The 21,733-nt window shown below is 33.0% G+C and carries 20 protein-coding genes; 7 read left to right on the plus strand and 13 right to left on the minus strand.

Going from position 1 to position 21,733, the window contains the following annotated elements:
* Window position 1: 1 nt before the first annotated feature.
* The 12 genes from ftsW to AB1410_09680 form a co-directional block, all read right to left on the minus strand.
* Window positions 2–1,066 carry a putative lipid II flippase FtsW gene (gene ftsW, locus AB1410_09625; GenBank protein MEW6456954.1) on the minus strand — a complete coding sequence of 355 codons (1,065 nt, stop codon included), beginning with the start codon at window positions 1,064–1,066 and terminating at the stop codon, window positions 2–4.
* On the minus strand, window positions 1,066–2,427 hold the full coding sequence (gene murD / locus AB1410_09630) for a UDP-N-acetylmuramoyl-L-alanine--D-glutamate ligase (protein ID MEW6456955.1): 1,362 nt from the start codon (window positions 2,425–2,427) through the stop codon (window positions 1,066–1,068). The genes ftsW and murD overlap by 1 nt, the downstream gene beginning before the upstream one ends.
* Entirely contained in the window at window positions 2,424–3,512 is a 1,089-nt protein-coding gene (mraY, locus tag AB1410_09635; protein MEW6456956.1) for a phospho-N-acetylmuramoyl-pentapeptide-transferase, read from the minus strand. The genes murD and mraY overlap by 4 nt, the downstream gene beginning before the upstream one ends.
* Before the next feature lies 1 nt (window position 3,513).
* Entirely contained in the window at window positions 3,514–4,923 is a 1,410-nt protein-coding gene (gene murF, locus AB1410_09640) for a UDP-N-acetylmuramoyl-tripeptide--D-alanyl-D-alanine ligase (GenBank protein ID MEW6456957.1), read from the minus strand.
* Window positions 4,916–6,382: a UDP-N-acetylmuramoyl-L-alanyl-D-glutamate--2,6-diaminopimelate ligase gene (locus AB1410_09645; protein MEW6456958.1), complete on the minus strand. Its 1,467-nt coding sequence runs from the start codon at window positions 6,380–6,382 to the stop codon at window positions 4,916–4,918. Before AB1410_09645 ends, murF begins: the two co-directional genes overlap by 8 nt.
* The gene (locus tag AB1410_09650; GenBank protein MEW6456959.1) at window positions 6,372–8,114 is read right to left on the minus strand and encodes a penicillin-binding transpeptidase domain-containing protein; all 1,743 of its coding nucleotides are present in this window, start codon (window positions 8,112–8,114) and stop codon (window positions 6,372–6,374) included. The genes AB1410_09645 and AB1410_09650 overlap by 11 nt, the downstream gene beginning before the upstream one ends.
* Window positions 8,107–8,415, minus strand: coding sequence for a cell division protein FtsL (ftsL, locus tag AB1410_09655; protein MEW6456960.1), 309 nt, complete (start codon window positions 8,413–8,415; stop codon window positions 8,107–8,109). The genes AB1410_09650 and ftsL overlap by 8 nt, the downstream gene beginning before the upstream one ends.
* Window positions 8,416–8,420: 5 nt before the next feature.
* The gene (gene rsmH, locus AB1410_09660; protein MEW6456961.1) at window positions 8,421–9,296 is read right to left on the minus strand and encodes a 16S rRNA (cytosine(1402)-N(4))-methyltransferase RsmH; all 876 of its coding nucleotides are present in this window, start codon (window positions 9,294–9,296) and stop codon (window positions 8,421–8,423) included.
* A gap of 2 nt (window positions 9,297–9,298) precedes the next feature.
* Complete coding sequence (locus tag AB1410_09665; GenBank protein MEW6456962.1) at window positions 9,299–9,769, minus strand: hypothetical protein; 471 nt, start codon at window positions 9,767–9,769, stop codon at window positions 9,299–9,301.
* Between the two features lie 357 nt (window positions 9,770–10,126).
* On the minus strand, window positions 10,127–11,122 hold the full coding sequence (locus tag AB1410_09670; GenBank protein MEW6456963.1) for a DUF1565 domain-containing protein: 996 nt from the start codon (window positions 11,120–11,122) through the stop codon (window positions 10,127–10,129).
* A gap of 12 nt (window positions 11,123–11,134) precedes the next feature.
* Entirely contained in the window at window positions 11,135–12,070 is a 936-nt protein-coding gene (locus tag AB1410_09675) for a hypothetical protein (GenBank protein ID MEW6456964.1), read from the minus strand.
* Window positions 12,071–12,131: 61 nt separating this feature from the next.
* Window positions 12,132–12,266, minus strand: a complete 135-nt coding sequence (locus tag AB1410_09680; protein MEW6456965.1) for a hypothetical protein — start codon at window positions 12,264–12,266, stop codon at window positions 12,132–12,134.
* Window positions 12,267–12,457: 191 nt separating this feature from the next.
* On the opposite strand from AB1410_09680, the gene fbp reads away from it, so the two are divergent.
* Window positions 12,458–13,561: a fructose-1,6-bisphosphate aldolase/phosphatase gene (fbp, locus tag AB1410_09685; protein ID MEW6456966.1), complete on the plus strand. Its 1,104-nt coding sequence runs from the start codon at window positions 12,458–12,460 to the stop codon at window positions 13,559–13,561.
* A 290-nt stretch (window positions 13,562–13,851) separates the two neighbouring features.
* Window positions 13,852–15,366, plus strand: a complete 1,515-nt coding sequence (locus AB1410_09690) for an ABC transporter substrate-binding protein (protein ID MEW6456967.1) — start codon at window positions 13,852–13,854, stop codon at window positions 15,364–15,366.
* 160 nt (window positions 15,367–15,526) lie between these two features.
* Here the strand turns inward: AB1410_09690 and AB1410_09695 are convergent, their stop codons facing one another.
* The gene (locus AB1410_09695; protein MEW6456968.1) at window positions 15,527–16,699 is read right to left on the minus strand and encodes a pyridoxal phosphate-dependent aminotransferase; all 1,173 of its coding nucleotides are present in this window, start codon (window positions 16,697–16,699) and stop codon (window positions 15,527–15,529) included.
* A 378-nt stretch (window positions 16,700–17,077) separates the two neighbouring features.
* Here AB1410_09695 and AB1410_09700 point away from each other — a divergent pair, with 378 nt between their 5' ends.
* From AB1410_09700 to AB1410_09720, 5 genes are all read left to right on the plus strand, one after another.
* On the plus strand, window positions 17,078–18,052 hold the full coding sequence (locus AB1410_09700; GenBank protein MEW6456969.1) for a sigma-54 dependent transcriptional regulator: 975 nt from the start codon (window positions 17,078–17,080) through the stop codon (window positions 18,050–18,052).
* A 585-nt stretch (window positions 18,053–18,637) separates the two neighbouring features.
* Complete coding sequence (locus AB1410_09705; GenBank protein MEW6456970.1) at window positions 18,638–19,252, plus strand: redoxin domain-containing protein; 615 nt, start codon at window positions 18,638–18,640, stop codon at window positions 19,250–19,252.
* 394 nt (window positions 19,253–19,646) lie between these two features.
* Entirely contained in the window at window positions 19,647–20,762 is a 1,116-nt protein-coding gene (locus tag AB1410_09710; protein MEW6456971.1) for a hypothetical protein, read from the plus strand.
* A 94-nt stretch (window positions 20,763–20,856) separates the two neighbouring features.
* Window positions 20,857–21,315 (plus strand): rhodanese-like domain-containing protein, encoded by a 459-nt coding sequence (locus tag AB1410_09715; GenBank protein MEW6456972.1) that lies wholly within the window; start codon window positions 20,857–20,859, stop codon window positions 21,313–21,315.
* Window positions 21,312–21,728, plus strand: a complete 417-nt coding sequence (locus tag AB1410_09720; GenBank protein MEW6456973.1) for a MauE/DoxX family redox-associated membrane protein — start codon at window positions 21,312–21,314, stop codon at window positions 21,726–21,728. The genes AB1410_09715 and AB1410_09720 overlap by 4 nt, the downstream gene beginning before the upstream one ends.
* Window positions 21,729–21,733 lie beyond the last annotated feature (5 nt).

Here is a 21,733-nt window from a genome sequence, read left to right on the forward strand (position 1 = left end):
CTCAATACCTTCTTTTTGAAGTGCTTAATACAATCCCTGATTCTATTAATAATACGAGAAGCGATGATCCACCATATCCTACAAAAGGTAATGGAAGACCTTTCGTTGGTAATAATTTTAAAACCATTGAAATGTTCAAAAAAGCCTGCAAAGCTACATGAATCCCTATTCCTGCTGAGAGCAGCATGAAAAAAAACTCTCTTGATTTCTTTGAGATAAGAAATATTCTCCAGAGAACTATAAAAATTAAACTTAAAACTGATATACACCCGACAAAGCCGAGCTCCTCACCTATCACAGCAAATATAAAATCTGTTTGCGCCTGGGGAAGATAGAATAGCTTCTGGACACTCTTACCCAAACCCACTCCAGTAAATCCTCCAGACCCCACAGCAAGTAAAGATTGATAAATTTGAAAATCTCTTCCTCTTATATCAGTAAAAGGGAACAAAAATGACAATATTCTATCAAGCCTGTACTCTGAACTAACAGCTGAAAATACTAAAAAAGGTAAAATTGCAGCTAAGCCAATCCCAAGATATCTTATTTTTATCCCAGAAAAATAAAACATTCCCGCAGCAATTGCTAAAATCAATACCCCTGACCCAAAATCTGGTTCAGAAATGATAAGGAATGAAAAAACAATCACAATCACAGCGGGCACTGCATAAAAAGAGATTTTTTCTACTCTTTTCAGAGAAAAATAATAGGATAAGAAAAGAATGATACTCAATTTGGCTAATTCTGAGGGCTGGAATGTGAAACCAAAAAATTCTATCCATCGGCGGGTTCCATTTATTGGCTTTGAAAAAAGAGCAAGGATGAGCAGAATAAAGGAAAGGAACAGAAGAACATGAATAAAAATTACGTTACTGTAAAAAGGTTTTTTCTTGGAAACAATGTAGAATAAAATGATGAATCCGAATACATTAAAAAATAACTGCTTGATAAAAAACTTAAAAGGATTTCCAGAAATAACACCAGAGGAACTGAAAACCATAATCAATCCAATTAAAACTAAAAGTATGATACAGATAAGAAAAAGGCGATCGATCTTTCCTTCCATTAAAAAGTCTTCCCTCTTCTTTTTAATTTAAAAACAGATTCCTTAAATTTCATTCCTCTATCTTCAAAATTTTTAAACATATCAAAACTGGCACAGGCAGGTGCTAAAAGTACTACATCTCCAGGTAAACTTAACTCATAAGCTTTTTCCACTGCCTCATCCATCGATGTTCCTTCAAAAAATGAAGTTGTACCGTTTAATGCTTTCCGTATCTTATCCCTTGCTTCTCCTATCAGTATTATTGCTTTAGTACTTCCTCTCACAGTCTCTCTTAATTTAGTAAAATCCCCAGCTTTATCTCTTCCACCTAAGATTGCTACAACTTTCTTCTCGAAGCTCTGCAAAGACTTCAGAGCTGCATCTACATTGGTTGCTTTGGAATCATTATAGAATTCAACTCCATTTATTTCGTCCACAAATTCCATCCTATGCTCAAGTCCTCTAAAATCTGCTATTGCATTTCTTATCTTTTCATCGTCATCTACAAAAAGCGCTGAGATTGGAACAGCAGCGAGTACATTTTCTAAATTATGAATCCCCTTTAAAGGAATCTCTTTAATTGTTATTATTTCTCTTTCTTTTATCCCATCGGAAAAAATTATCTTTTCTTTCCTTACAAAGCTACCATACTCAACAACTCTTTCTCTTGAAAACATCATCAATTTAGCCCTGGATTCTTTAGAAAGACTGAAAGAAACTGGATCATCTGAGTTGAACAAAGAAAAATCCTCTTTTGTCTGGAAGAGAAAAATTCTTTTCTTTGCCATTACATATTCTTCAAAGGATCGATGTCTGTCTAAATGGTCAGGGGTTATATTTAAAATTGATGATAGTTTTATCCGAAAATTTTCAATTCCTTCGAGTTGAAAAGAGCTGAGTTCTGTTACGATTAAATCTTTTTCACTAGATTTATCTACAAAAGATACAAGGGGATATCCGATATTTCCCGCCAAAAACGCTGGAATTCCTGAATAGTTTAATATTTTATGTACAAGAGCTGCGGTTGTGGACTTTCCATTTGAACCAGTGATTCCTATTATATTTCCCTTGATATTTTCATAAGCAAGTTGAACTTCAGGGATAACTCTAATTCCTTTTTCTCTTGCCACTCTCAATGGCTCTACATCCCAGGAAACACCAGGGCTTACCACAATCATATCCTTATTTATAAAATCCTCAACCTTGTGAGGCCCAAAGACAAATTTTACATTTTCTTTTAAATATTCATCTGGAACTATAATATTCTCATTTACATCAGATACTGTTATTGTAGCTCCTCTTTTTAAAAGGAATTTGAAAGATTCTTCTCCTGATTTCCCAAAACCAAGGATTAAAACATTCATTCCTTTATAGTCTTTCATCTTAACTTTAGAGTTGTTAAACTGAACAATGCAAAAACGATGGCTACAATCCAGAACCTTACTACAATTTGAGGTTCAGACCAGCCAATCATTTCAAAATGATGATGGAGAGGTGACATCCTGAAAACTCTCTTTCCTCCAGAAATTTTGAAATATAGAACCTGAAAAATTACAGAAAGTGCCTCTACTATAAACAATCCTCCGACGAACAAAAGGAGCAATTCTTGTTTAATCAATATTGCTACCGTCCCAAGTAAAGCACCCATTGAAAGAGCACCAACGTCTCCCATAAAAATCTTTGCTGGAAAACAATTATACCAGAGAAACCCGAGAGAAGCTCCAACCATAGAGCCAACCATTATTGTTAATTCTCCTCCCAGGGGAACTTTTGGAATATTTAGATATGTGGCGAAAACTGCATGGCCTGAGACATAAGAAAGAGCAGTGATGGCACTTGCAGCAATTAATGTTGTTCCTGTAGCCAGTCCATCAAGACCATCGGTCAGGTTTACTGCATTTGACGAACCAGCGATTATTAAAATAATAAAAGGGAGATAAACCCATCCTAAATAAGGAGCCCATTTTTTAAAAAATGGAAAACTCAAATGAAGGTTAAAAAGACCATATTTTGCTAAGATTAAAAGCACCAGGCCAATAATAAATGCCATGAAAATTTCTAAAATTAACTTTGTTCTTTTTGAAATTCCTTTTGAATTCCTCCTTTTAATTTTCATAAAATCATCCCAGAACCCTATCATTCCAAAAGAAACAAGGGAGAAAAGAGATATCCAGATGTAAGGATTTTTCAGATTTGCCCACAACAAGGTCTGAATAATTGTGGAAAAAATGATTATAGTCCCTCCCATCGTGGGAGTATCTTTTTTTGAGATATGAGTGGGTGGACCTTCTTCTCGAATTTGCTGTCCTACGTGGAACTTTTTTAATTTATTTATCAGCCATGGAACAAGAATTAACGTCATTACAAGTGCTGAAAGGGAAGCTATTGCAGTCCTTACTGTGATATACCTGAATACGTTAAAGAAAAAGAAATATTTATAGAGGGGAACTAGTAAAAAATATAACATTTCAGAATTCCTCAGACTCTGTCTTTCCAAACTTCTTAACCAGTCTTTCTACTATTTTATCCATTCCAATTGCTCGCGAACCCTTTATGAGAATGAACGAATCGGATTCCAAAAATTTTTCAATTTCATTACTGGCTTCATCTGAATTTAAAAAATGAACTGTTCTATTAGGGGTTAATCCATTCTTAACAGCTTCTTCTGAAATAAGCATCGATGTTTCTCCTACTGTGATAAGCATGGAGATATGGAGATTACTTATCAGTTTACCTATTTCTCGGTGATATTTTTCAGAATCTTTACCGAGTTCAAGCATATCTCCCAGAACTGCAATCTTTTTTTTATTTTTCATCTTTGAGAACTCATTAAGGGCCATCTCCAGAGCTTTCGGGTTTGAATTATAACTTTCATCTATTAAAAGAATACCATTCTCCAGTTCGATTATATTACCCCTCATCTCAAATGGTCTTAATCTTTCGATCTTTTTTTTCAATGAAGGAAATTCTATTCCAAGAATGTAACTCACTCCGAGAGCAGCGGCTAAATTCAATACCATTGAATAACTGAAATTATTCAGGTTCAAGGGATATTCTCCTCTCGAGCCATATCTTATGGAAAAAGAATAACTGTATGGCATCCAAGATCTTATATTTTCTATACAGATATCGTTTTTTTCGCCTTCTCCAAAAAATATCCTTTCTCCTCTGAAATCATTGGATATTTTTTTTACAAGAATATCATCTCCATTCAAAACTGCTTTGCCGTTGATTTTGGTTCCTTCAAGAATTTCCTTTTTAGCTAAAGCAATCTGTTCGATTGAAGGAAAAAATTCTAAGTGCACTGGATTCACATTTGTAATGACGGAAACATCGGGAGGAGCAATTTCTATCAATTTCCTTATCTCTCCAGGAGAACTCATTGCCATTTCAAGAACAATAGCTTCATCTTTTTCATCAAGCTCCATTATTGAAAGAGGAACTCCAATATGATTGTTGTAATTTGCATATGACTTTTTTGCTCTTAACCGCGATGATATAAGTTCATGGGTAAATTCCTTTGTAGTAGTCTTCCCTATGCTTCCTGTAATAGCAATCACCAAAGGATTAAATTTCTCAATTATTTTCTTTGCAAGTTTCTGCAAGGATACAAGAGTATCATCCACAAAAATAACGCCTCTATCTTTAAAATCATTTAAAAAAATCTTTTGAGATACGACAACTCCTGAAGCTCCCTTTTCAAGGCCATCCCTTAAGAACTGGTGCCCATCTCTTTTTCCTCTGATTGCAAAAAAGAGCTCTCCTTCTACTGTCTTTCTTGTATCCACATTGAACTTTCGAAACCTCATGTTCCTATCACCTTGCAAAATTTTCCCTTCCATGTATTCTGCAGCTTCATAAAGTGTCAGCTCACACATTTTCTCTCTTAACCTTCAATGCTCTCTCAGCTACTTCTCTATCACTAAACGGTAAAATTTTATCCTTGAAAACCTGATAATTCTCATGGCCTTTTCCTGCTATAATTACTGCATCTCCATCTTCTGCCATCTCAATCGCTTTAAAAATGGCCTCTTCTCTATCTGGAAGAATTGTGTAATCAGTACTTTTTATTTTATTAAACCCAACCTCAATATCCTTTATGATATCGATTGGATTTTCAGACCTCGGATTATCTGAAGTGATAATTGTGAAATCAGCCGATTTCGCAGCTACCTCTCCCATTCTCGGTCTTTTTAAACGATCTCTATCGCCGCCAGCTCCAAAAACAAGGATTATTCTTTTTGGTTTCAATTCTCTTACAGTTTCCAGAATATTTCTTAAAGAATCATCAGAGTGAGCATAATCTACAAATACGTTAAGTCCGAGATCATTGGGCACAAGTTCCAATCTTCCCTTTATATCTCCAATTTTCCTTATTCCATAAGAAATTTTTTCCAGGGGAATTTTCAACGAAAGGCAGGCTCCAATACAGGCCAGCAAGTTATAAAGATTTGGTTTTCCCAGTAAAGAACTCTCAATCTCAAATTCTCCTAAAGGGGTATAAACTAAAGATTTGATTCCATCTTTTCCTAAATTATATTTTACAGGATAAACATCAGATTTTTCATTTACTGAATATAATAAATAGCAAGAATTTAGTTCAGTAATTAATCTTTTACCATATTGGTCATCCACATTTATGATTGCCCAACCATTTTTTTCATCCAGCAGAGAAAAAAGCTTCTTTTTTGCTCTGTAATAATTTTCCATCGTCCCATGATAGTCCAGATGATCTCCTGTCAGGTTTGTAAATATGGCAATCTTGAAATTCAAATCTTCAACTCTTTTTAGTTCCAGCGAATGGGAAGATACTTCCATAGCACAATGAGTTATTCCATCTGAGACCATTTCGTTTAAAATCTTGGTTATCTGGTCAGCCTCTGGAGTGGTTCTATCCGCAACTATTTCCTTATCGAGCCATTGATAGGATAAAGTTCCGATAATTCCTGGTAAAAGTCCTGCTTCTTCAAGAATGTCTTTCATCATAAATGTGACAGAAGTTTTCCCATTAGTTCCAGTTACACCGATCAGATTTAACTTTTCGCTTGGGTTCTCGAAGAAAATTTTACTCATTCTTGATAGAGCTGACCGGGAATCATTTACCTGAACCCATGTCATATTAGCCTTGGGAGGCATTTCACTAACTATACATCCAGCTCCTCGATTGATTGCTTCTTCTATGAAATTATTTCCATCAAAATTCATTCCCTTTATAGCTATGAATATAAAACCCTGCTTTACTTCTTTTGAGTTATGGGTGATTCCGGTAACTTCCTGCTCTAAATTTCCTTTAAAGCTTATAAAACTTAACTCTTCCAATAATTTTTTAATTTTCATAGCTTCTTCTCAATGAAACTAAATGGATGTTAATTCTTTCCTGAGAATTAGAGAACACGCCTAAATACATTAAAATCTTCTCTGTCATACTTCTAAAGATAGGTGCTGAAACTTTACCTCCGTAATGCTCACCTTCTGGTTCATCGATTACAACTATTAGAGAAAAAATCGGATTCTCAGCAGGCACATAGCCTATAAAAGATGAGATAAAATTTTCTGTTGAGTATTTCCCATCTTCTCCAATCTTCTGGGCAGTTCCAGTTTTTCCTGCAACTCTAAATCCCTTTAAAGAAGCCAGAGTTCCTGTGCCATCCTCTGGAATTTTTTCAAGAATTCCTTTCATTATGTTTACCGTATAATCTGTAAGAATTTTTTTAGAAGAATCGGATTTGATTAACTCTTCAGAATTCCATCCAGATATTTTCTTTACAATTCTTGGTTTAACAAGATATCCTCCATTTGCAATTGAAGAGAAAGCTCTTATCATCTGAATGGCTGTTACTCCAATTTCCTGACCCATCGATATTTCTCCTAATGATATATTCGACCATTTAGAAATATCTCTTAAGATCCCTCTTTCCTCTCCAGGAAGGTCTATTCCAGTTTTTTCTCCAAATTGAAATACATTTTTGATGTATCTGAAAAAATTCTCTTTACCTAAAAGAGATCCGACCTGAATTATTCCGCTATTTGAGGAATATTTCAAAATCTCAGAAAAAGAAAGTATAGAAAAATTTTTATGATCTCTGATAAATATCCCGCTCAACTCAATGCCTCCTCCTCTACAGTCAAATTCATCAGTAGGTTTAACAAGTCTTTCCTCAAGCGCTGCGCAGGCAGTTATAATTTTAAACGTTGATCCTGGCTCAAATACCTTCTGGATTGCTCTATTTCTGATGAATCGTGAGTCAGTCTGGGAATAATTATTTGGATTATAGTCAGGAAAATTTGCCAATCCAAGAATTTCCCCTGAGTATGGATTCATTGCTATTGCAATTCCTTCTTTTGCCCTGAACCTATTCACTCCTTCCTTGAGCTCTTTTTCAAGGATAAACTGGATTACCTCATCAATTGTAAGATATAAATCTCTTCCTTCCTCAGGCTCATCCATTAAAGAAACTAAATATTCTTTTTGTAAAGCATCAAGATAAAGAATCATCTTGCCAGGCTTTCCCAAAACATGTCTGTCGTATTCCTTCTCCACTCCATCGAGACCTTGCTCATCTACTCCAACACCACCCAGGACATGAGAAGCCAAGTTATCGTTGGGGTATATTCTTTTGTATTCTTTTAAGACACCAACCCCTCTGAGTTTCATATTTTTCAATTCATAAATTCTCTCACTTTGAAATTTCCTCTTCACCCAGATAAACGGCTTTCCCTGCTTTATTTTTTCATAAATACTTCTTTCCTGGTCTTTAGAAATTTCTAAAGTATTCCTGAGAATAGAAATTACTCTATTTAAATCTTCAATCTGAGAGGGAATTATATAAACTGAATCAGTTTCAATACTTTCTCCGAGGATTCTCTCATTCCTATCAAATATTGAACCTCTCTTCGAATTTACTTCAACAACTCTCTGATTCTGGGATAAAACTTTCGATTTGAATTCTTTATGCTTGAATATCTGAAGCTCAGCCAACCTTATTACTATCAGGAAGGTCCATATTAAACACAGAATAAAAACATTTTCTAACCTTCTCTTAGAAATACTCATCAATACTTTAATCATTTTTATTTAAATATTTACTATCAATTTTAAAATCCCATATAAATATGTTGGATGAGTCTACTGGAACCATGCCAAGTTTTTCTTTTGCGATTTTTTCAACATTTTCTAAATTCAATAAATTAGTTTTTACAATTTCCAATCTCTTTATTTCTTTTTCCAATTCATCCTTCTTCTTCTTCAAATCTTCAATTTTATATCCAAGCCTTATTATCTCTACATGAGTATATATATAAAAAATTGCTATTAAAAATATCAAAAATAATGTGACTATCGTTATTTTTAAATTCATGGAATTTTTCATCAATCTTATATCCTGACTGCTGCCCTTAACTTTGATGACCTTGCTCTTGGATTTCTGATAACTTCCTCCTTTGATGGACATACAGGTTTTTTCGTAAGTATAGACAAGTAATTACTACTAAGCTCTTTAAAAGCATTTTTAACGATTCTATCCTCAAGAGAATGGAAAGAAATTATTACTATCCTGCAACCTTCTTGTAAAGCTCTAAAAAAATCAATAAAAAATTTTCCTAAACTATCAAGTTCTCCGTTTACTTCATTTCTTATTGCCAGGAATACTTTTTGAGCTGGATGGGTCCTTCCTCTTTTTGGTTTCCAGTGAAAAACTTTTTCTATTATAAGCCTTAATTCTTCAGTACTTTCTATTCTTTTTTCCTTTCTCTTTTTTAAAATTTCCCTGACAACTTTATATATCCATCTTCTTTCCATGAATCCTTCAAAAATTTTTTTCAAATCCTTTTCTGAATAATGGTTAACAATTTCATAGGCAGTTTTTTTTTGATTCCTGTCTATTCTCATATCAAGGGGTCCATTGAAAGTATGACTGAATCCTCTCTCTGAAACTGAAAGTTGATATGAAGAGATTCCCAGATCGAAAAGAACGCCTTTTATTTTTGAAAGATTTAGATTTAAATTGAATACATCCCTGAAATCTCCTCTAAAAAGCGTTGCCCTATCTCCAAAATTTTCTAAATTTTTCTTGGCAATCAACAAAGATTCCTCATCCTTCTCGATCCCGATCAATTTTCCATCCGGAGAAGAAGCTTCAAGAATTTTTTTAGAATGACCTCCCAACCCTACTGTACAATCTAAATATATCCCTCCCCTTTCAGGATTTAGATGTTTCAAGGTTTCTTCAACCATTACAGGTACATGTTCCATAATCAATCTTTTCGATAAATTATTTCCAGCATTTCATTTTCATCAAATGGTTCATTCAATATCTTTTGATCCATTACTTCCTTGTTCCATATTTCTAAATAATCCACATTTCCGATAACGATAATTTCATTATCCAGTTTGGCAATCTTTCTTAAGTCAGATGGCAATAATATTCTTCCCTTACTGTCGATTCTTTCCGGCTTCCCCCAATAACTTGTTCTCTGGGAAAATTGCCGAGCTTTGGTATTAAAAGGCATATCAGCCCTAAATCTTTCCTCAATCTCCTGCCATCTCCTCATAGGATAAACCCACACACAATCACCGTTAACGGATGTAATGTATACCTGATCATCAAATTTCTCTCTGATAATGTCTAAAAATCTTTTTGGAATTTTCAGTCTCCCTCCGTCATCAATTTTAACTATCTCTTTTCCTCTTAACCGAGAATCAGAAGCTGGTTTTATTTTTCCCATTTTTTCCCATTTTTTCCCATTTTCAAAAATATTATTTTAATTTTTTTTCATTGTCAAGCAAAATTTTTGAATCTGTCCCGAATTTGAGGCTAAAAAAATATGAAATATGTTAGTATTAAAGAAATTAAATTGGTAGATTTTTCAACAAGAGTATCTATCAATGAAGAAAAATATAATCAAAGTAATAAGTCCAAGGATAAGAAAGTACTGTGTATGTCCTTCATGTGTAATGAAGTAAAGATTTCACAAAAAAAGAGCATACAAAAAGAGTAAAAGATATAAATTTAGAAAGGGATGTTTTTCTTAAAGTCAGGGTTTCCTATGTTAAATGTTTTAATCCTTAAAATCTCTACATTTTTATTTCTTAAAAGGAAGAAATATTACCTGGCCTCCTGTTCCTTCATCATCATCTGAGATATCGGATTTGTCTATTTCAAATTCTGTTGAATGAGTCCACCAGTTATTCTTAGCATAGATTGAGGATGGAGATTGATTAAGGAGATCATACTTTCTGTTATTTCTTATTATATTTTCTCCTGGACTTCCCCTTCCTCCACCTCCTAAGTCTGCATTGCAGGGAAACATTGCAATCCTTATTCCATAATCATCATTATTTTCAATTGTATTATTGGAAATTAAAGGAGAAGAGATAACATTTCCTACTGCCATGGAAATATCTATTCCTAATCGGCAATCTCGAATAGTATTATTTCTTATTATTGGAGAAGAACCGATGATACTTAAAGCATAACCTGATGAAAATATTAAGTTATTTTCTATAACAATCTCGTCAGATACGTTAATGCTTATCCCTCCTCCTACTTTATTCGATCCTGAGATTTGATTATTTGAAATCGACCCACTTGAACCTTCTAAAAAAATTGCTCTGTGGTCAGGATACTTAAATCTATTGTTTGAAATTCTTATATTTTTAACACCGCCTCCTTTGATTGCTGGATCTAAAACTGTTCCTGACCATTGAGACATTATCGTAAACCCTGATATCTCACATCCAGAGCTAAGTGTTATAAGTCCATACTTTGATCTTTCAATTGTTGTTGTCTCAGAGCCAGCTCCCTGTAGCTTCATCCCTTCTTTTAGATAAAGCTCTGGCTCTCTGTAATGGCCTTGTTTTACAATTATGAGTGTATTTTGTGTTCCCTTTGTTACAGCTTTTACGATGGATGTGTAAGGGTAGGTAATTGTTCCATCCTCTATTCCTGTTTTGTTGTTTATATCAACATAGATTGTTAGAGTTACAGGGTTGTTTTCATCAGGAGAGGTAGGAGATTTACAGGATGAAATATTAATTGTTAAAAAAATTGAAATTAATATTACAAATAGTCTTTTCATTTTATTCACTCCTTAAAAAAATATTTCTTTTATTACATTTAAGAAATCCCATCCCCAGTTGTATATATATGGCTCTCCAGGTGTTGAGCAGGCTTCAACTGAGGTTGTTTCATACCATTCATTGAATGATGTAGTAGAGACATAAGGATTTCCCCTTGATGAAATGGAGTTTTTTATTCTCTGGGCAAAGTAGGAGAAGTCAGATTTAGAGAAAGAGTAAAATTCCCCATTCCATGGTCTTCCAGAGATATGATCATCATCATATTCTGCTTCCAACGGCCATACAAACCAGACTCCTAAGTCAGAAGCTTGATATTGCCAATATTCATAAACAGGTATTGCAATGTCAGCTACATCTCTCACATTAGCTCCGTCAGAATAATAAGTAGGATCCAACCCAACTCCATAACAGCTTATAGCATCAAATTTCTCTATCCTTCTTGGGCGAAATAGTTTAGTATTGAATATCTCATCTCCTATAAAAAAGATATTTCCTCCTGCATGATCTCTTACAGTTTGAAGCGCTACCCACCAAGGACCAGAAGTAATTCTCGAAAGATACCAGAATATAACAGGACTATAATCCATCTTAAAATATCCAAGATGACCGAAATATTTCTCCCTGATATGGTCTATATCTGATATGAATTGGTTGTATACTCTGGAATCGTTAAAATTATAAGCTTCTTCAGGTATGGTTATTCCAAACTTTCTATTCATCCTTATAGCCTGATCATAGAACATATAGAACATAACATAAGCCTTCTGCCACCATGCAGGTAAAAATCCATTATCTATATCATACTCTGTCTCTGTGTATCCAGTATCAGAAGGATTAGGTCCTGTCCATTCTAATGAGAAAACATCTATTCCTCCTATTGCTGCTTGATCTAAATGCTGAGAAGCTACTGAAGGGTTAGATGTGTCATAGGCACCAATCATGGGCATTGCTCTAACTGTTTGACCAAGCTGGAAATTCCATGTTCTATACCACGGATAGTAATGAGCGCTAACTGTTATACCACTTTGTGCTCGAAGAGAATCTCTTTTTTAATTCTCCAATTGAATTAAGGAGAAGAAAAGTTAAGATGATAGAAAGAATGATAACAAAAGACAACTTCTTCATTTTAGCTTTATTTTTCATCTTCCCTCCTTATTATATCCTCTTTTATTTATATTTCCATATATAATATATTTAGTGTTGCATTTTTCAACTGCAGAAAATTTTGGTTTTTTTCTTAACTTATTTTCCCTACAAATTTTGAAAATAGTTGTTATTTTTTTCTTTTTATGTAAATATATGAAATCAATTTTTATTTTAGGAGGATGATGAAAATGAAAATTACTGTAAGCGTCTTAAAAGCAGATATAGGAAGTATTGGAGGACATATAACACCCGGTCAGGAATTATTTAATGAAATAAAAAATTTTGTGAAAAAAAATGGAAAAGATCTTATAATCGATAGCTATATCAGCTTCACCGGGGATGATATTGCAATATTGATGACACATAAAAGAGGGGTTGCAAACCCAGAAATTCACAAACTTGCATGGGATGCTTTTAAAACAGGGACTGAAGTTGCAAAAAAATTGGGACTTTATGGTGCTGGACAGGATCTTTTAAAAGATGCATTCTCGGGAAATGTAAAGGGACTAGGGCCTGGTGTCGCAGAGATGGAGTTTGAAGAAAGACCTAATGAACCATTTATCTTTTTCGCAGCTGATAAAACAGATCCAGGTGCTTTTAACTTACCTTTTTACTTAGCCTTTGCCGACCCCATGTACTGCTCAGGCCTTATATTAAGTCCTCAGATGACAAATGGGTTTAAATTCACGATAATTGATGTTGACTATATTGAAAAAGATAAAGTTATTGAATTAAACTCTCCAGAAGATTTATACAGCATTGCAGCACTTCTAAGGGATAATGAAAGATTTGCCATAGAAAGCATTCACAGCAGGTCAACCGGAGAGCCAGCTGTATCAATAAGCACAACAAGACTTCATCACATTGCAGGGAAGTATACTGGAAAAGATGATCCGATAGCAATAGTTAGAGTCCAGGGAGCTTTCCCTGCAACAGGAGAAGTATTAGCTCCTTATGAGATTGGCCATTTTGTTGCAGGTTTTATGAGGGGAAGCCATGCAGGACCACTTATGCCATGTAAACTTGGAACAACTGTTTCTTTCTTCGATGGACCTCCTCTTGTAACTGGAGCAGCATTCTCCATGAAGGATGGAAAACTTACAGGACCGATAGATGTTTTTGACCATCCATTCTGGGACTATGTCAGAACCCAGATATCAGAAAAGGCTGTTTCTATAAGAAAACAGGGTTTTTCAGGGCCTGCGATGCTTCCATATTCAGAGTTAGAATATGGAGGTATTGTGAATATCCTCAATTCTTTAGACAAAAGATTTCAGCTGAGAGAAAAGTAAGCGAGCAAAGTTTCTTATTGATATATTGGGTGATCCGAAAACATTAGTTTAAATTGAGAGACCAAGCATCTTCTGAGCGACATATCGACGAGCATCTAAAAATCTGCGAAGGGAGTGAGAATAATCTCCTATATTTAAGATTTCCGAAAGAGAAATGATGAAACGAACGAGAGCGAGAGAGGATTTAAAAGATAAGAGAAGATAAGACTCTGAGAGATAGGAGATTATTTGAGCGAAGGGGATGGTTGGTCTCGTAATTCCAAAGAAAAAATTAAGCAAAGGGGACTCGAATGCCTATTAAAATGAAAAGACTGAAAATAGTAATAGGTGCTATATTCTTATTTATCATTTCCTGCCGTCAAAGCATAAAAAATGAAGTTGTAGAATCAGCAAGGTCATTTCCCATAACCCTTAATCCAATTCTTGCTACAGACGAAATATCTGCAGGAATTGTGGATAAAATATTCAGTGGGTTGTTCAGGTTCGACAGAAAGGGTTTTCCAGAAATGGACTTAGCTTCCTCTTACAAACTCAATGAAAATGAATTATCAATCAACCTTAAAGAAAACATTCTCTGGCACGATGGAAAACCATTTTCATCAGAAGATGTAATTTTTACATTTAATCTAATGAAAGACCCTGATTCTCCATTTCCATATAAGTCTGACATTGAATTTATAGACAGAATTGAACAAATAAATAAAAACACTCTGAAGATAACTTTTAAAAATAAATTTGCACCCTATCTCACATATCTTACTTTTAAAATTCTTCCTTCCCATATCCTTAGAAAAATAAATTCCATCGAAAAATTCGGAGAAAATCCCATCGGCACAGGTCCATATAAGTTTGAAAAGATAATTCCAGAGAATAAAATTGTATTAAGTTCTTTTTCAAAATATTTTGGGGGTGAACCAAATATAAAAAAATACACACTCGTATTGAATACAGACTCTCTCCTAACTCCACTCAAGTTACTCAACGAAGAGATTAATTTGGGAGAAATTGAACCAGAAGTTGCTCTCTCAATTATGAACAAAACTGAATTTTTTAAAAAAATTAATTTTAATTTCTACAAAAAAAATTCTTACACATATCTTGTTTTTAATCTGGAAAAACACCCTTTGAATTTAAGAGAAATCAGAATGGCAATCGTAAAATCAATTAATCGGGATTCTCTTTTAAAAAATATTCTGAGGAATTATGGAGAGATTCCTTATTCCCATATAATCTTAAAAGACTGGAAAAATAAAAATTTAAAAAGATACAAATTTGACCCGATTAATTCAAAAAAAGAAATCGAAAAATATGGAAAAGAAATTAAATTAACTCTTTTAACAAATTCAGAAAGCTTATTGAGAAAAAATGTATCAACTTCGATTGCAAAATGCCTGGAAGATATTGGAATTATTGTAAAACTTGAATTTATTGAATATCGAACATTCCTTCAAAAGTTAAAAAAAGGCAACTTCGATATGGCAATCTCCTCAGTTCTCTTCGATCTTGATCCAAACATTTCCGATGTATTTCATTCAGAAGGAGTTATGAATTATTCATCTTTTAAAAGCAGAGAGCTCGATAAACTCTTGATCATGGGAAAATTTACAATTGAATTAAGTCAGAGAAAAAAAATATATGATAAAGTTCAGGAAATACTCTGGGATGAGATGCCAATCTTTCCTCTTTTTTCTCCATTCTACATTATGGGAAGTAGTAAAAAATTGGATTTAAAAATAACCCCGGAAATTATTGGTTCAACAAACTCTTTTTCTTCATTTCTAAATTTCTGGGAGATAAAAAATTAATATTGTTTTTAGGCTTTTTCACAATCCAAGAATCGATCTAAGGTGGAACAATTTCTCTGCACTTATTATGAAAAAATATCCATTTATTTTAGACCTGGATGAATATATTTGCAGTTTTTCTCGAAAAATAAATTTTGAAAGAAAAAAATGGAATAATTCCCTATACAACCATCTTATTATAAAGATTATCTATCATCTCTTCTATTATTTCACTATCTACTGCAGAGTAAGAGAGCCGTACGCAGGGCTTATACTCAGCCATATATTGTTTTGTAAAGGCAGTACCGGGGACGCCACATATCCGTGTTTTTTCAAGCATATAATTGTAACCATCCTCTGCAATTTTTGAGAGGTCGAGCCAGAAATAGAAGGCGCCCTCTGGTTTTGAACATGAGATTTTATCTATTCTAGCAATTGTTTCATATATCATATCCCTTCTTTTCTGTAGTTCATTTCTTCTATTTTTTATTTCATCTTCAAGATCATATGCGCCCACAAGTCCATATTGTATGAAAGTCGATATGCCTGCAGTATGGGTATATTGGGTGTTTTTTATTACTTTGTTTAATTTTTCATTCTTGGTTACAATATAACCTACGCGGCCGCCAGTCAGGGCGAATGTCTTTGAAAAAGTATAGACAGTTGCAATGGAATTTTCATAGTCCTTTGCTTCAGGTAGGGACGCAATGCTTATATGTTCTTTGTCATCAAATACAATATGTTCATATGCCTCGTCTGAGATAATAAATGTATTATTCTTTTTACACAATTCAAGGATTTTTCTCAGTTCGTCTTCTGAGAATACCTTTCCTGTAGGGTTATGGGGACTATTGAGATATAAAAACCTGCTTTTTGCTAAGGCATTTTCTGTCCTTTCCCAGTTAATAGACATATCTTTGTTAAAAGGGATCTCATTTATATTTTGATGGGAATATTGATTGAAATCCTCTACAACAACACTCCATACAGGCGAGAAGGAAGCACATTCTCTACCATAAAAAAGGTGGAATAAAATGTTGAGTGCCTCCTGGCCTCCTGCTGTTACAATTATATTATCAGTAATCAGACCATTTATTTTGTTATATTTTTTTAATTTCTCAAGGATGTGCTGTTTTAGGGGCGGCTCACCAGCACTTTTTGGATATTTTGTTTTTCCCTCATCAAGCGCTTTTTTAATATTGTTTATTATCTGTTGGGGTGTGTTCAGGTTTATCTCTCCTCTATAAAAATGGAAAACGTCATTTCTCCCCTTCATCGCCTCACTTATTGCAACTATCGGGGATATCTCTATTTTAAGCAAATCCTGATTGAAATATTCTTTATCCTCTTCCATCTAAACACCTTTATGGCATCGAGGGTCGGATTTAATTACAGAATTAATTTTATCCATCTTTCTCTATCCTAGCGGAACAATAGGGTCTATTTTTTATCACCATTTTCATAGAATGTCAAATTTTCAAATTGCCTCACAGCACGTCCGTATTATATGTTCTCGTGCTTGCAATACTTCCCACCAAATGGAGGGCTTCTTATGACAACGTGCCCTAAATGTAGGTCACAAACTCTTTTTCTTCATTTCTAAATTTCTGGGAGATAAAAAATTAATAGTGCTAATTTTACTTTTAAGCTTTTTCTGTCACGATGTTAAAAATTACTTGAATTTTAATTTAATAATTATTAATATACTAAAAAGGTAAATTGGAGGTGAGGGGTGAGTAAGGAAAAAGAAATATTTAAATCCAAAGAAAAAATAAAATCAGCAGAATACACATTTGAAGATATCGTTGGATATGATGATATAAAGGCGAAAGCTCAATTTCTCTCAAAAGCGGATGTAGATATTCTCCTCCAGGGTGAAACAGGTGTAGGAAAAGAAATGTTTGCAGAAGCAATTCACAATGAAAGTAAAAGGAAAGAGAAAAGATTTGTAGTAGTTGACTGTACATCAATTCCAGAGAAACTATTCGAATCAGAACTCTTCGGACATAAAAAAGGCTCATTCACAGATGCTCATGAAGATAAAGAAGGAAAAATTGAATATGCAGATGGAGGAACTATATTTTTAGATGAAATCTCTGAACTTCCTTTAGAATCCCAGGCAAAACTTCTAAGAGTTCTGGAGACAAAGAGATTCTCAAGAGTTGGAGAAAATAAAGAAAGAAAATTCAATGGGAGGTTTATTCTCTCAACAAACAAAAACTTAGATAAATTAAGAAAAGAAGGAAAATTCAGAGAAGACCTTCTCTTCCGAATAAACTCCTTCTTTTTTTATATACCTCCCCTAAGGGAGAAGAAAAAAGAGATTCCTAAAATAGTAGATTACTACTGGATGAAATTAAATGAAGAGAGAAATACAACCATTGATCCACCCTCCAAACATGAAGTATCTCAAATCTTAAAATACAACTTCCCAGGAAATGTAAGAGAACTTAAAAATTTCTTAAGCAGAGTCCATTTATATTCTTCATTAGAAAAAAATTACAAAAAAAGAAAAGAGATTCTTCAAAAAGAGATAAAGATTCTTCTCAGAGAAGAGAAAATAAAATCCTTAGATGAAATAATAGAGGAACATATTCGATATGTCCTTAATAGAACAAATAGTATCAGAGAAGCAGCAAGGGTTCTTGGGATAAGCAGGATGACCCTTTATAGAAAAATAAAGAGATTTCACATAGATATCCTCTAATATTTTATAGAATAAATAAAAACATTTAAAAATATGTAACATTTTGTTAATTTAATTGCTCTAAAGAACCTTTTAAATAAAGGATTTAAACTTAATATAAATAAGTGTCACATTTTGTTACAAATTTCCAGCTAAGAAGGCTCGTGAATAAAAGATTTATTATCTTCTCAAAATATGTATTAAAATGTTACAATTTTCGATTTTTAAAAAATTCTAAGTTATTGATAAATCTAACAAATCAATTTGGCATATAATTTGCTTATTTTTAATTGAGGAAAAAATGATTATATTAATTGAGGAAGTAAATAAATTGTTTGAATCACAAATACCATGTGATTGTCTTTATCGTTCTTGCTCATACTCCATTCAAGAAACATATTTTACAGATGTTTTGGCTCAAGTCATGAATTTATATTTGGATCTTTATCTAAAATGAAGAAAAAAATTGTATATTTTCTTTTATGGCTGTGTTTTACATTTCTTTTAATAGATATTTATTTACTCATTCAGAAAATAAATATCGAAAAAAAAATTGAACAACTTCAAATAACAATTAAAAATAGAATTTCGGGTGATTAATCTGCTATGGATAAACAAAGTATTAAAATATTAATATTAATCACATTTTGCTTTATTTTAGTTTTATGGGGAATTTCACTTCATAAAACAAATAAGTCAAATTCAAAAACCTTGGAAGAAAATATTCAATATTTAAAGCTTTTAAAAGACCCAACATTAAATCCCGATGGAACCTCTCTTATAGGAACTCCATTCTTTAATTTTAGTTTGAAAGATTTAAATGGAAAATATTATCAATTAGCTTCCATTCAATCTTTATTAAAAATGATAATTTTTTTTGACGTAAATGATTGTGGCTTATGTCTAAATGAGTATCGACTGTGGAAAAAATTGTATGAAACTTATCCCTCCAATAAATTAACGATATTTGCAATATGTACCACAAGAGAGAAACAATCTATAATAAATTTTATTGAGGATAGAAGAATAAAATTTCCAGTAATCTGGGATCCCGAAAGAAAAGTTAAAACCCATATGAAATTCCGTCAATCTCCTTTACGAATTCTTTTGGATCAAAATAATAGTATTATTGACATTGAATATACTCTAACTACAACTGAACATCAGCAATATATCACTTCCATGATAGAGTCATTAATTATGAAAACTAAAAATAAATAAATGATATTAGTAACATTTTTTAATTAATTAAATCAAAAAAGGAGGTCGATATGAAAAACCTGCTAAAGCGGCGAACAGTTCTTGTAACAACAACAGTTTTATTGTCATTTTGCTTTCTCCTCGTATTTTCCTCTTATTACTCCAAACTTTTTGCAAATGTTACTATTTTAGGTGATTGTTGTCCACAATGTACTAACTACTGTGAGTGTGATGCTAGTTGTAGTGGAAGTTGCGTTGCAGAAGAGTATTGTGGTCAAGGCCTTCCCCTTTGCAGAGGTACAGGCACGAAATGTTGCATGTGCTATGAAGTTCCTATTTATTAATTAGAAAAAGAAGTAGAGCATTATTTATTGTGTTTGATATCTAAAAAGGAAGAGGTATAATTTATATAAAAATGATTATTAGAAAATTTAAATTTATATCATTTATTCAGATAGTCTGTGTTTTTCTCTCTTTTGTTATTATAATTTATTGTTCAAAAGAGAAAACCAAGTATGTTCTTAATGAAAAGCCAATCTGGGAAAACAAAGTAGATGTTATCATTCATAAGATCCTTACTATTGGAACTGATGATTTTGGCAATCCAGAGTATTTATTTGGATTTATTTCAGATATCGCAATTGATAAGGAAAATAATGTATTTATCTTGGATCATGTGAATTTCAAAGTATCCAAGTATAATTCAAATGGTGTGTTTATAAAAAATTATGGCTATGGAAAAGGACAGGGACCAGGCGAATTTGGAAGCCCGGCTAATCTATGTGTTGATAATCGTGGAAATGTCTATGTAAGTGATTCCTCTTATAGGAGAATCTCAATATTTGATCCAATGAATATATTTATTAAGTCATTTAGAACAGAAAAAAATACAATACCATTAAATGACATTGCTGTTTTCAAAAACTCAATTTTATTTGTCGGAATATCACAATTAAATTTTTGGAATAAAGAGCTTGATGGAATTTTCCAAATGTATTCCCTTCCAGAGGGAAATTATGTTGGCTCTATGGGTCGATCAGATTGGTTAAAAAAAAATTGGAGAATTCTTACGGGCGCAGATACCATTTGTATAAACAAAAAAAATGATGGAATAGTAATCTCTCATGCATCTCCTTATGAAATTGAAGTTTTTTCAAAAGATAGCCGTTTATTAAGAAGATTTGGAAGAAAAACTGAATTTTTTCACAAAGTTTTAAGTGATCCTAATAATAAAAAATCCCCGCTTTCGCTGTCAGAGGGGGGTAGTTTATGTATGACTTGTCTACCCGATGGTAAAATTGTAAACGTTATCCGGCATACGTATCCCTCTTTAGATATTGAGAGATTTTTTGACATTTTTGATATGCATGGAAATTACTTGATCACTATTCCAGAAAAGAAGTTTGGTGTTCAAGGAAAATATAATTTAAAAATTGAATCAGATAGTAAGGGATATATATGGTTAAATTTCGTAGAACCTTATCCCCACATTGCCAAGTTTAAAATTGAATTTAGAGAAAAAAAGTCTTAGCTTCAAGAGTTACTAAAATCAAATTTTTTTAAAGGAAAATTAATTGATTGAACACAAAAATAATAAGACCCATAAACGAAATAATAAGGAATAAATGAAAGGATGGAAAGGTATAATAATAAAATCTTTGATTATAATAACATTTAGCACATTTATTGGTTTTCTCTTTAATCTTTTAACCAATGATAGCCTCTTTATCCTTTCTACTAAAAGCCCATCCTACAGAGAAATAAGCCTCTCTCTGGCAAAGGAAAGGTTTGATAAAGGTGCTCATTTATTTTTAGATGCAAGAGAAGAGAGTCTCTACAGAATAGGTCATATAAAAGGCTCAGTAAATCTTCCTCTAGGAAACTTTAACCAAATGATAGAAGAGTTTGAGAGAGAATACCCAAAGGGTAAAAAAATCATTGTATACTGTGGTGGCTCTCATTGCTCATCAAGCTACACTTTGGCAAAAAAGCTAATGGAGAGAGGATACAGAGAGATAGAGGTTTTTTTCGGAGGATGGAATGATTGGATAAAATCTTCCTTCCCTTCTGAGAGAAGTAGATGAAAATCTCAAATAAGTACATTCTTACAGGAATTAGATTGTTATTGGGTGGACTTTTTCTCTATGCAGGACTTTTTAAGATAAATCATCAAGAGGAATTTTTATCAGCGATTATAAATTATGGGATAATATCCAATCATCAATTCATGATAAATCTTCTCTCAATTATACTTCCCTGGATAGAGATAACATCAGGAGTTTTTCTTTTAGCTGGGATATGGAAAAAAAGTAATGCATTGATCGTTTTTGTGCTTCTTTTAATTTTCTCTTCTGCAGTGCTTATGGCTATAAAAAAAGGACTTAGTGTAGATTGTGGATGTTTTGGTTTTGGAGTTAAAGTAGGCTGGGGTGTGTTTTTAAGAAACATCCTCTTACTATTCCTTTCATTTGAAATTCTTATAAATGAGAGTGTATGAAGAAT

It is taken from the genome of Acidobacteriota bacterium (assembly GCA_040756905.1).
Taxonomy (GTDB): Bacteria; Acidobacteriota; Aminicenantia; order JBFLYD01; family JBFLYD01; genus JBFLYD01.

What these genes read in the sequence shown, in the direction of transcription:
- AB1410_09670 (MEW6456963.1), bottom strand. Translation starts at nt 11,122, where the DNA reads ATGAAAAGACTATTTGTAATATTAATTTCAATTTTTTTAACAATTAAT.
- AB1410_09710 (MEW6456971.1), top strand. Translation starts at nt 19,647, where the DNA reads ATGATTATTAGAAAATTTAAATTTATATCATTTATTCAGATAGTCTGT.
- murD (MEW6456955.1), bottom strand. Translation starts at nt 2,427, where the DNA reads ATGAAAGACTATAAAGGAATGAATGTTTTAATCCTTGGTTTTGGGAAA.
- AB1410_09665 (MEW6456962.1), bottom strand. Translation starts at nt 9,769, where the DNA reads ATGGGAAAAATAAAACCAGCTTCTGATTCTCGGTTAAGAGGAAAAGAG.
- ftsL (MEW6456960.1), bottom strand. Translation starts at nt 8,415, where the DNA reads ATGAAAAATTCCATGAATTTAAAAATAACGATAGTCACATTATTTTTG.
- mraY (MEW6456956.1), bottom strand. Translation starts at nt 3,512, where the DNA reads ATGTTATATTTTTTACTAGTTCCCCTCTATAAATATTTCTTTTTCTTT.
- AB1410_09690 (MEW6456967.1), top strand. Translation starts at nt 13,852, where the DNA reads ATGCCTATTAAAATGAAAAGACTGAAAATAGTAATAGGTGCTATATTC.
- fbp (MEW6456966.1), top strand. Translation starts at nt 12,458, where the DNA reads ATGAAAATTACTGTAAGCGTCTTAAAAGCAGATATAGGAAGTATTGGA.
- AB1410_09675 (MEW6456964.1), bottom strand. Translation starts at nt 12,070, where the DNA reads ATGCCCATGATTGGTGCCTATGACACATCTAACCCTTCAGTAGCTTCT.
- AB1410_09715 (MEW6456972.1), top strand. Translation starts at nt 20,857, where the DNA reads ATGAAAGGATGGAAAGGTATAATAATAAAATCTTTGATTATAATAACA.
- AB1410_09695 (MEW6456968.1), bottom strand. Translation starts at nt 16,699, where the DNA reads ATGGAAGAGGATAAAGAATATTTCAATCAGGATTTGCTTAAAATAGAG.
- rsmH (MEW6456961.1), bottom strand. Translation starts at nt 9,296, where the DNA reads ATGGAACATGTACCTGTAATGGTTGAAGAAACCTTGAAACATCTAAAT.
- AB1410_09705 (MEW6456970.1), top strand. Translation starts at nt 18,638, where the DNA reads ATGGATAAACAAAGTATTAAAATATTAATATTAATCACATTTTGCTTT.
- murF (MEW6456957.1), bottom strand. Translation starts at nt 4,923, where the DNA reads ATGTGTGAGCTGACACTTTATGAAGCTGCAGAATACATGGAAGGGAAA.
- AB1410_09680 (MEW6456965.1), bottom strand. Translation starts at nt 12,266, where the DNA reads ATGAAAAATAAAGCTAAAATGAAGAAGTTGTCTTTTGTTATCATTCTT.
- ftsW (MEW6456954.1), bottom strand. Translation starts at nt 1,066, where the DNA reads ATGGAAGGAAAGATCGATCGCCTTTTTCTTATCTGTATCATACTTTTA.
- AB1410_09645 (MEW6456958.1), bottom strand. Translation starts at nt 6,382, where the DNA reads ATGAAAATTAAAAAATTATTGGAAGAGTTAAGTTTTATAAGCTTTAAA.
- AB1410_09720 (MEW6456973.1), top strand. Translation starts at nt 21,312, where the DNA reads ATGAAAATCTCAAATAAGTACATTCTTACAGGAATTAGATTGTTATTG.
- AB1410_09650 (MEW6456959.1), bottom strand. Translation starts at nt 8,114, where the DNA reads ATGATTAAAGTATTGATGAGTATTTCTAAGAGAAGGTTAGAAAATGTT.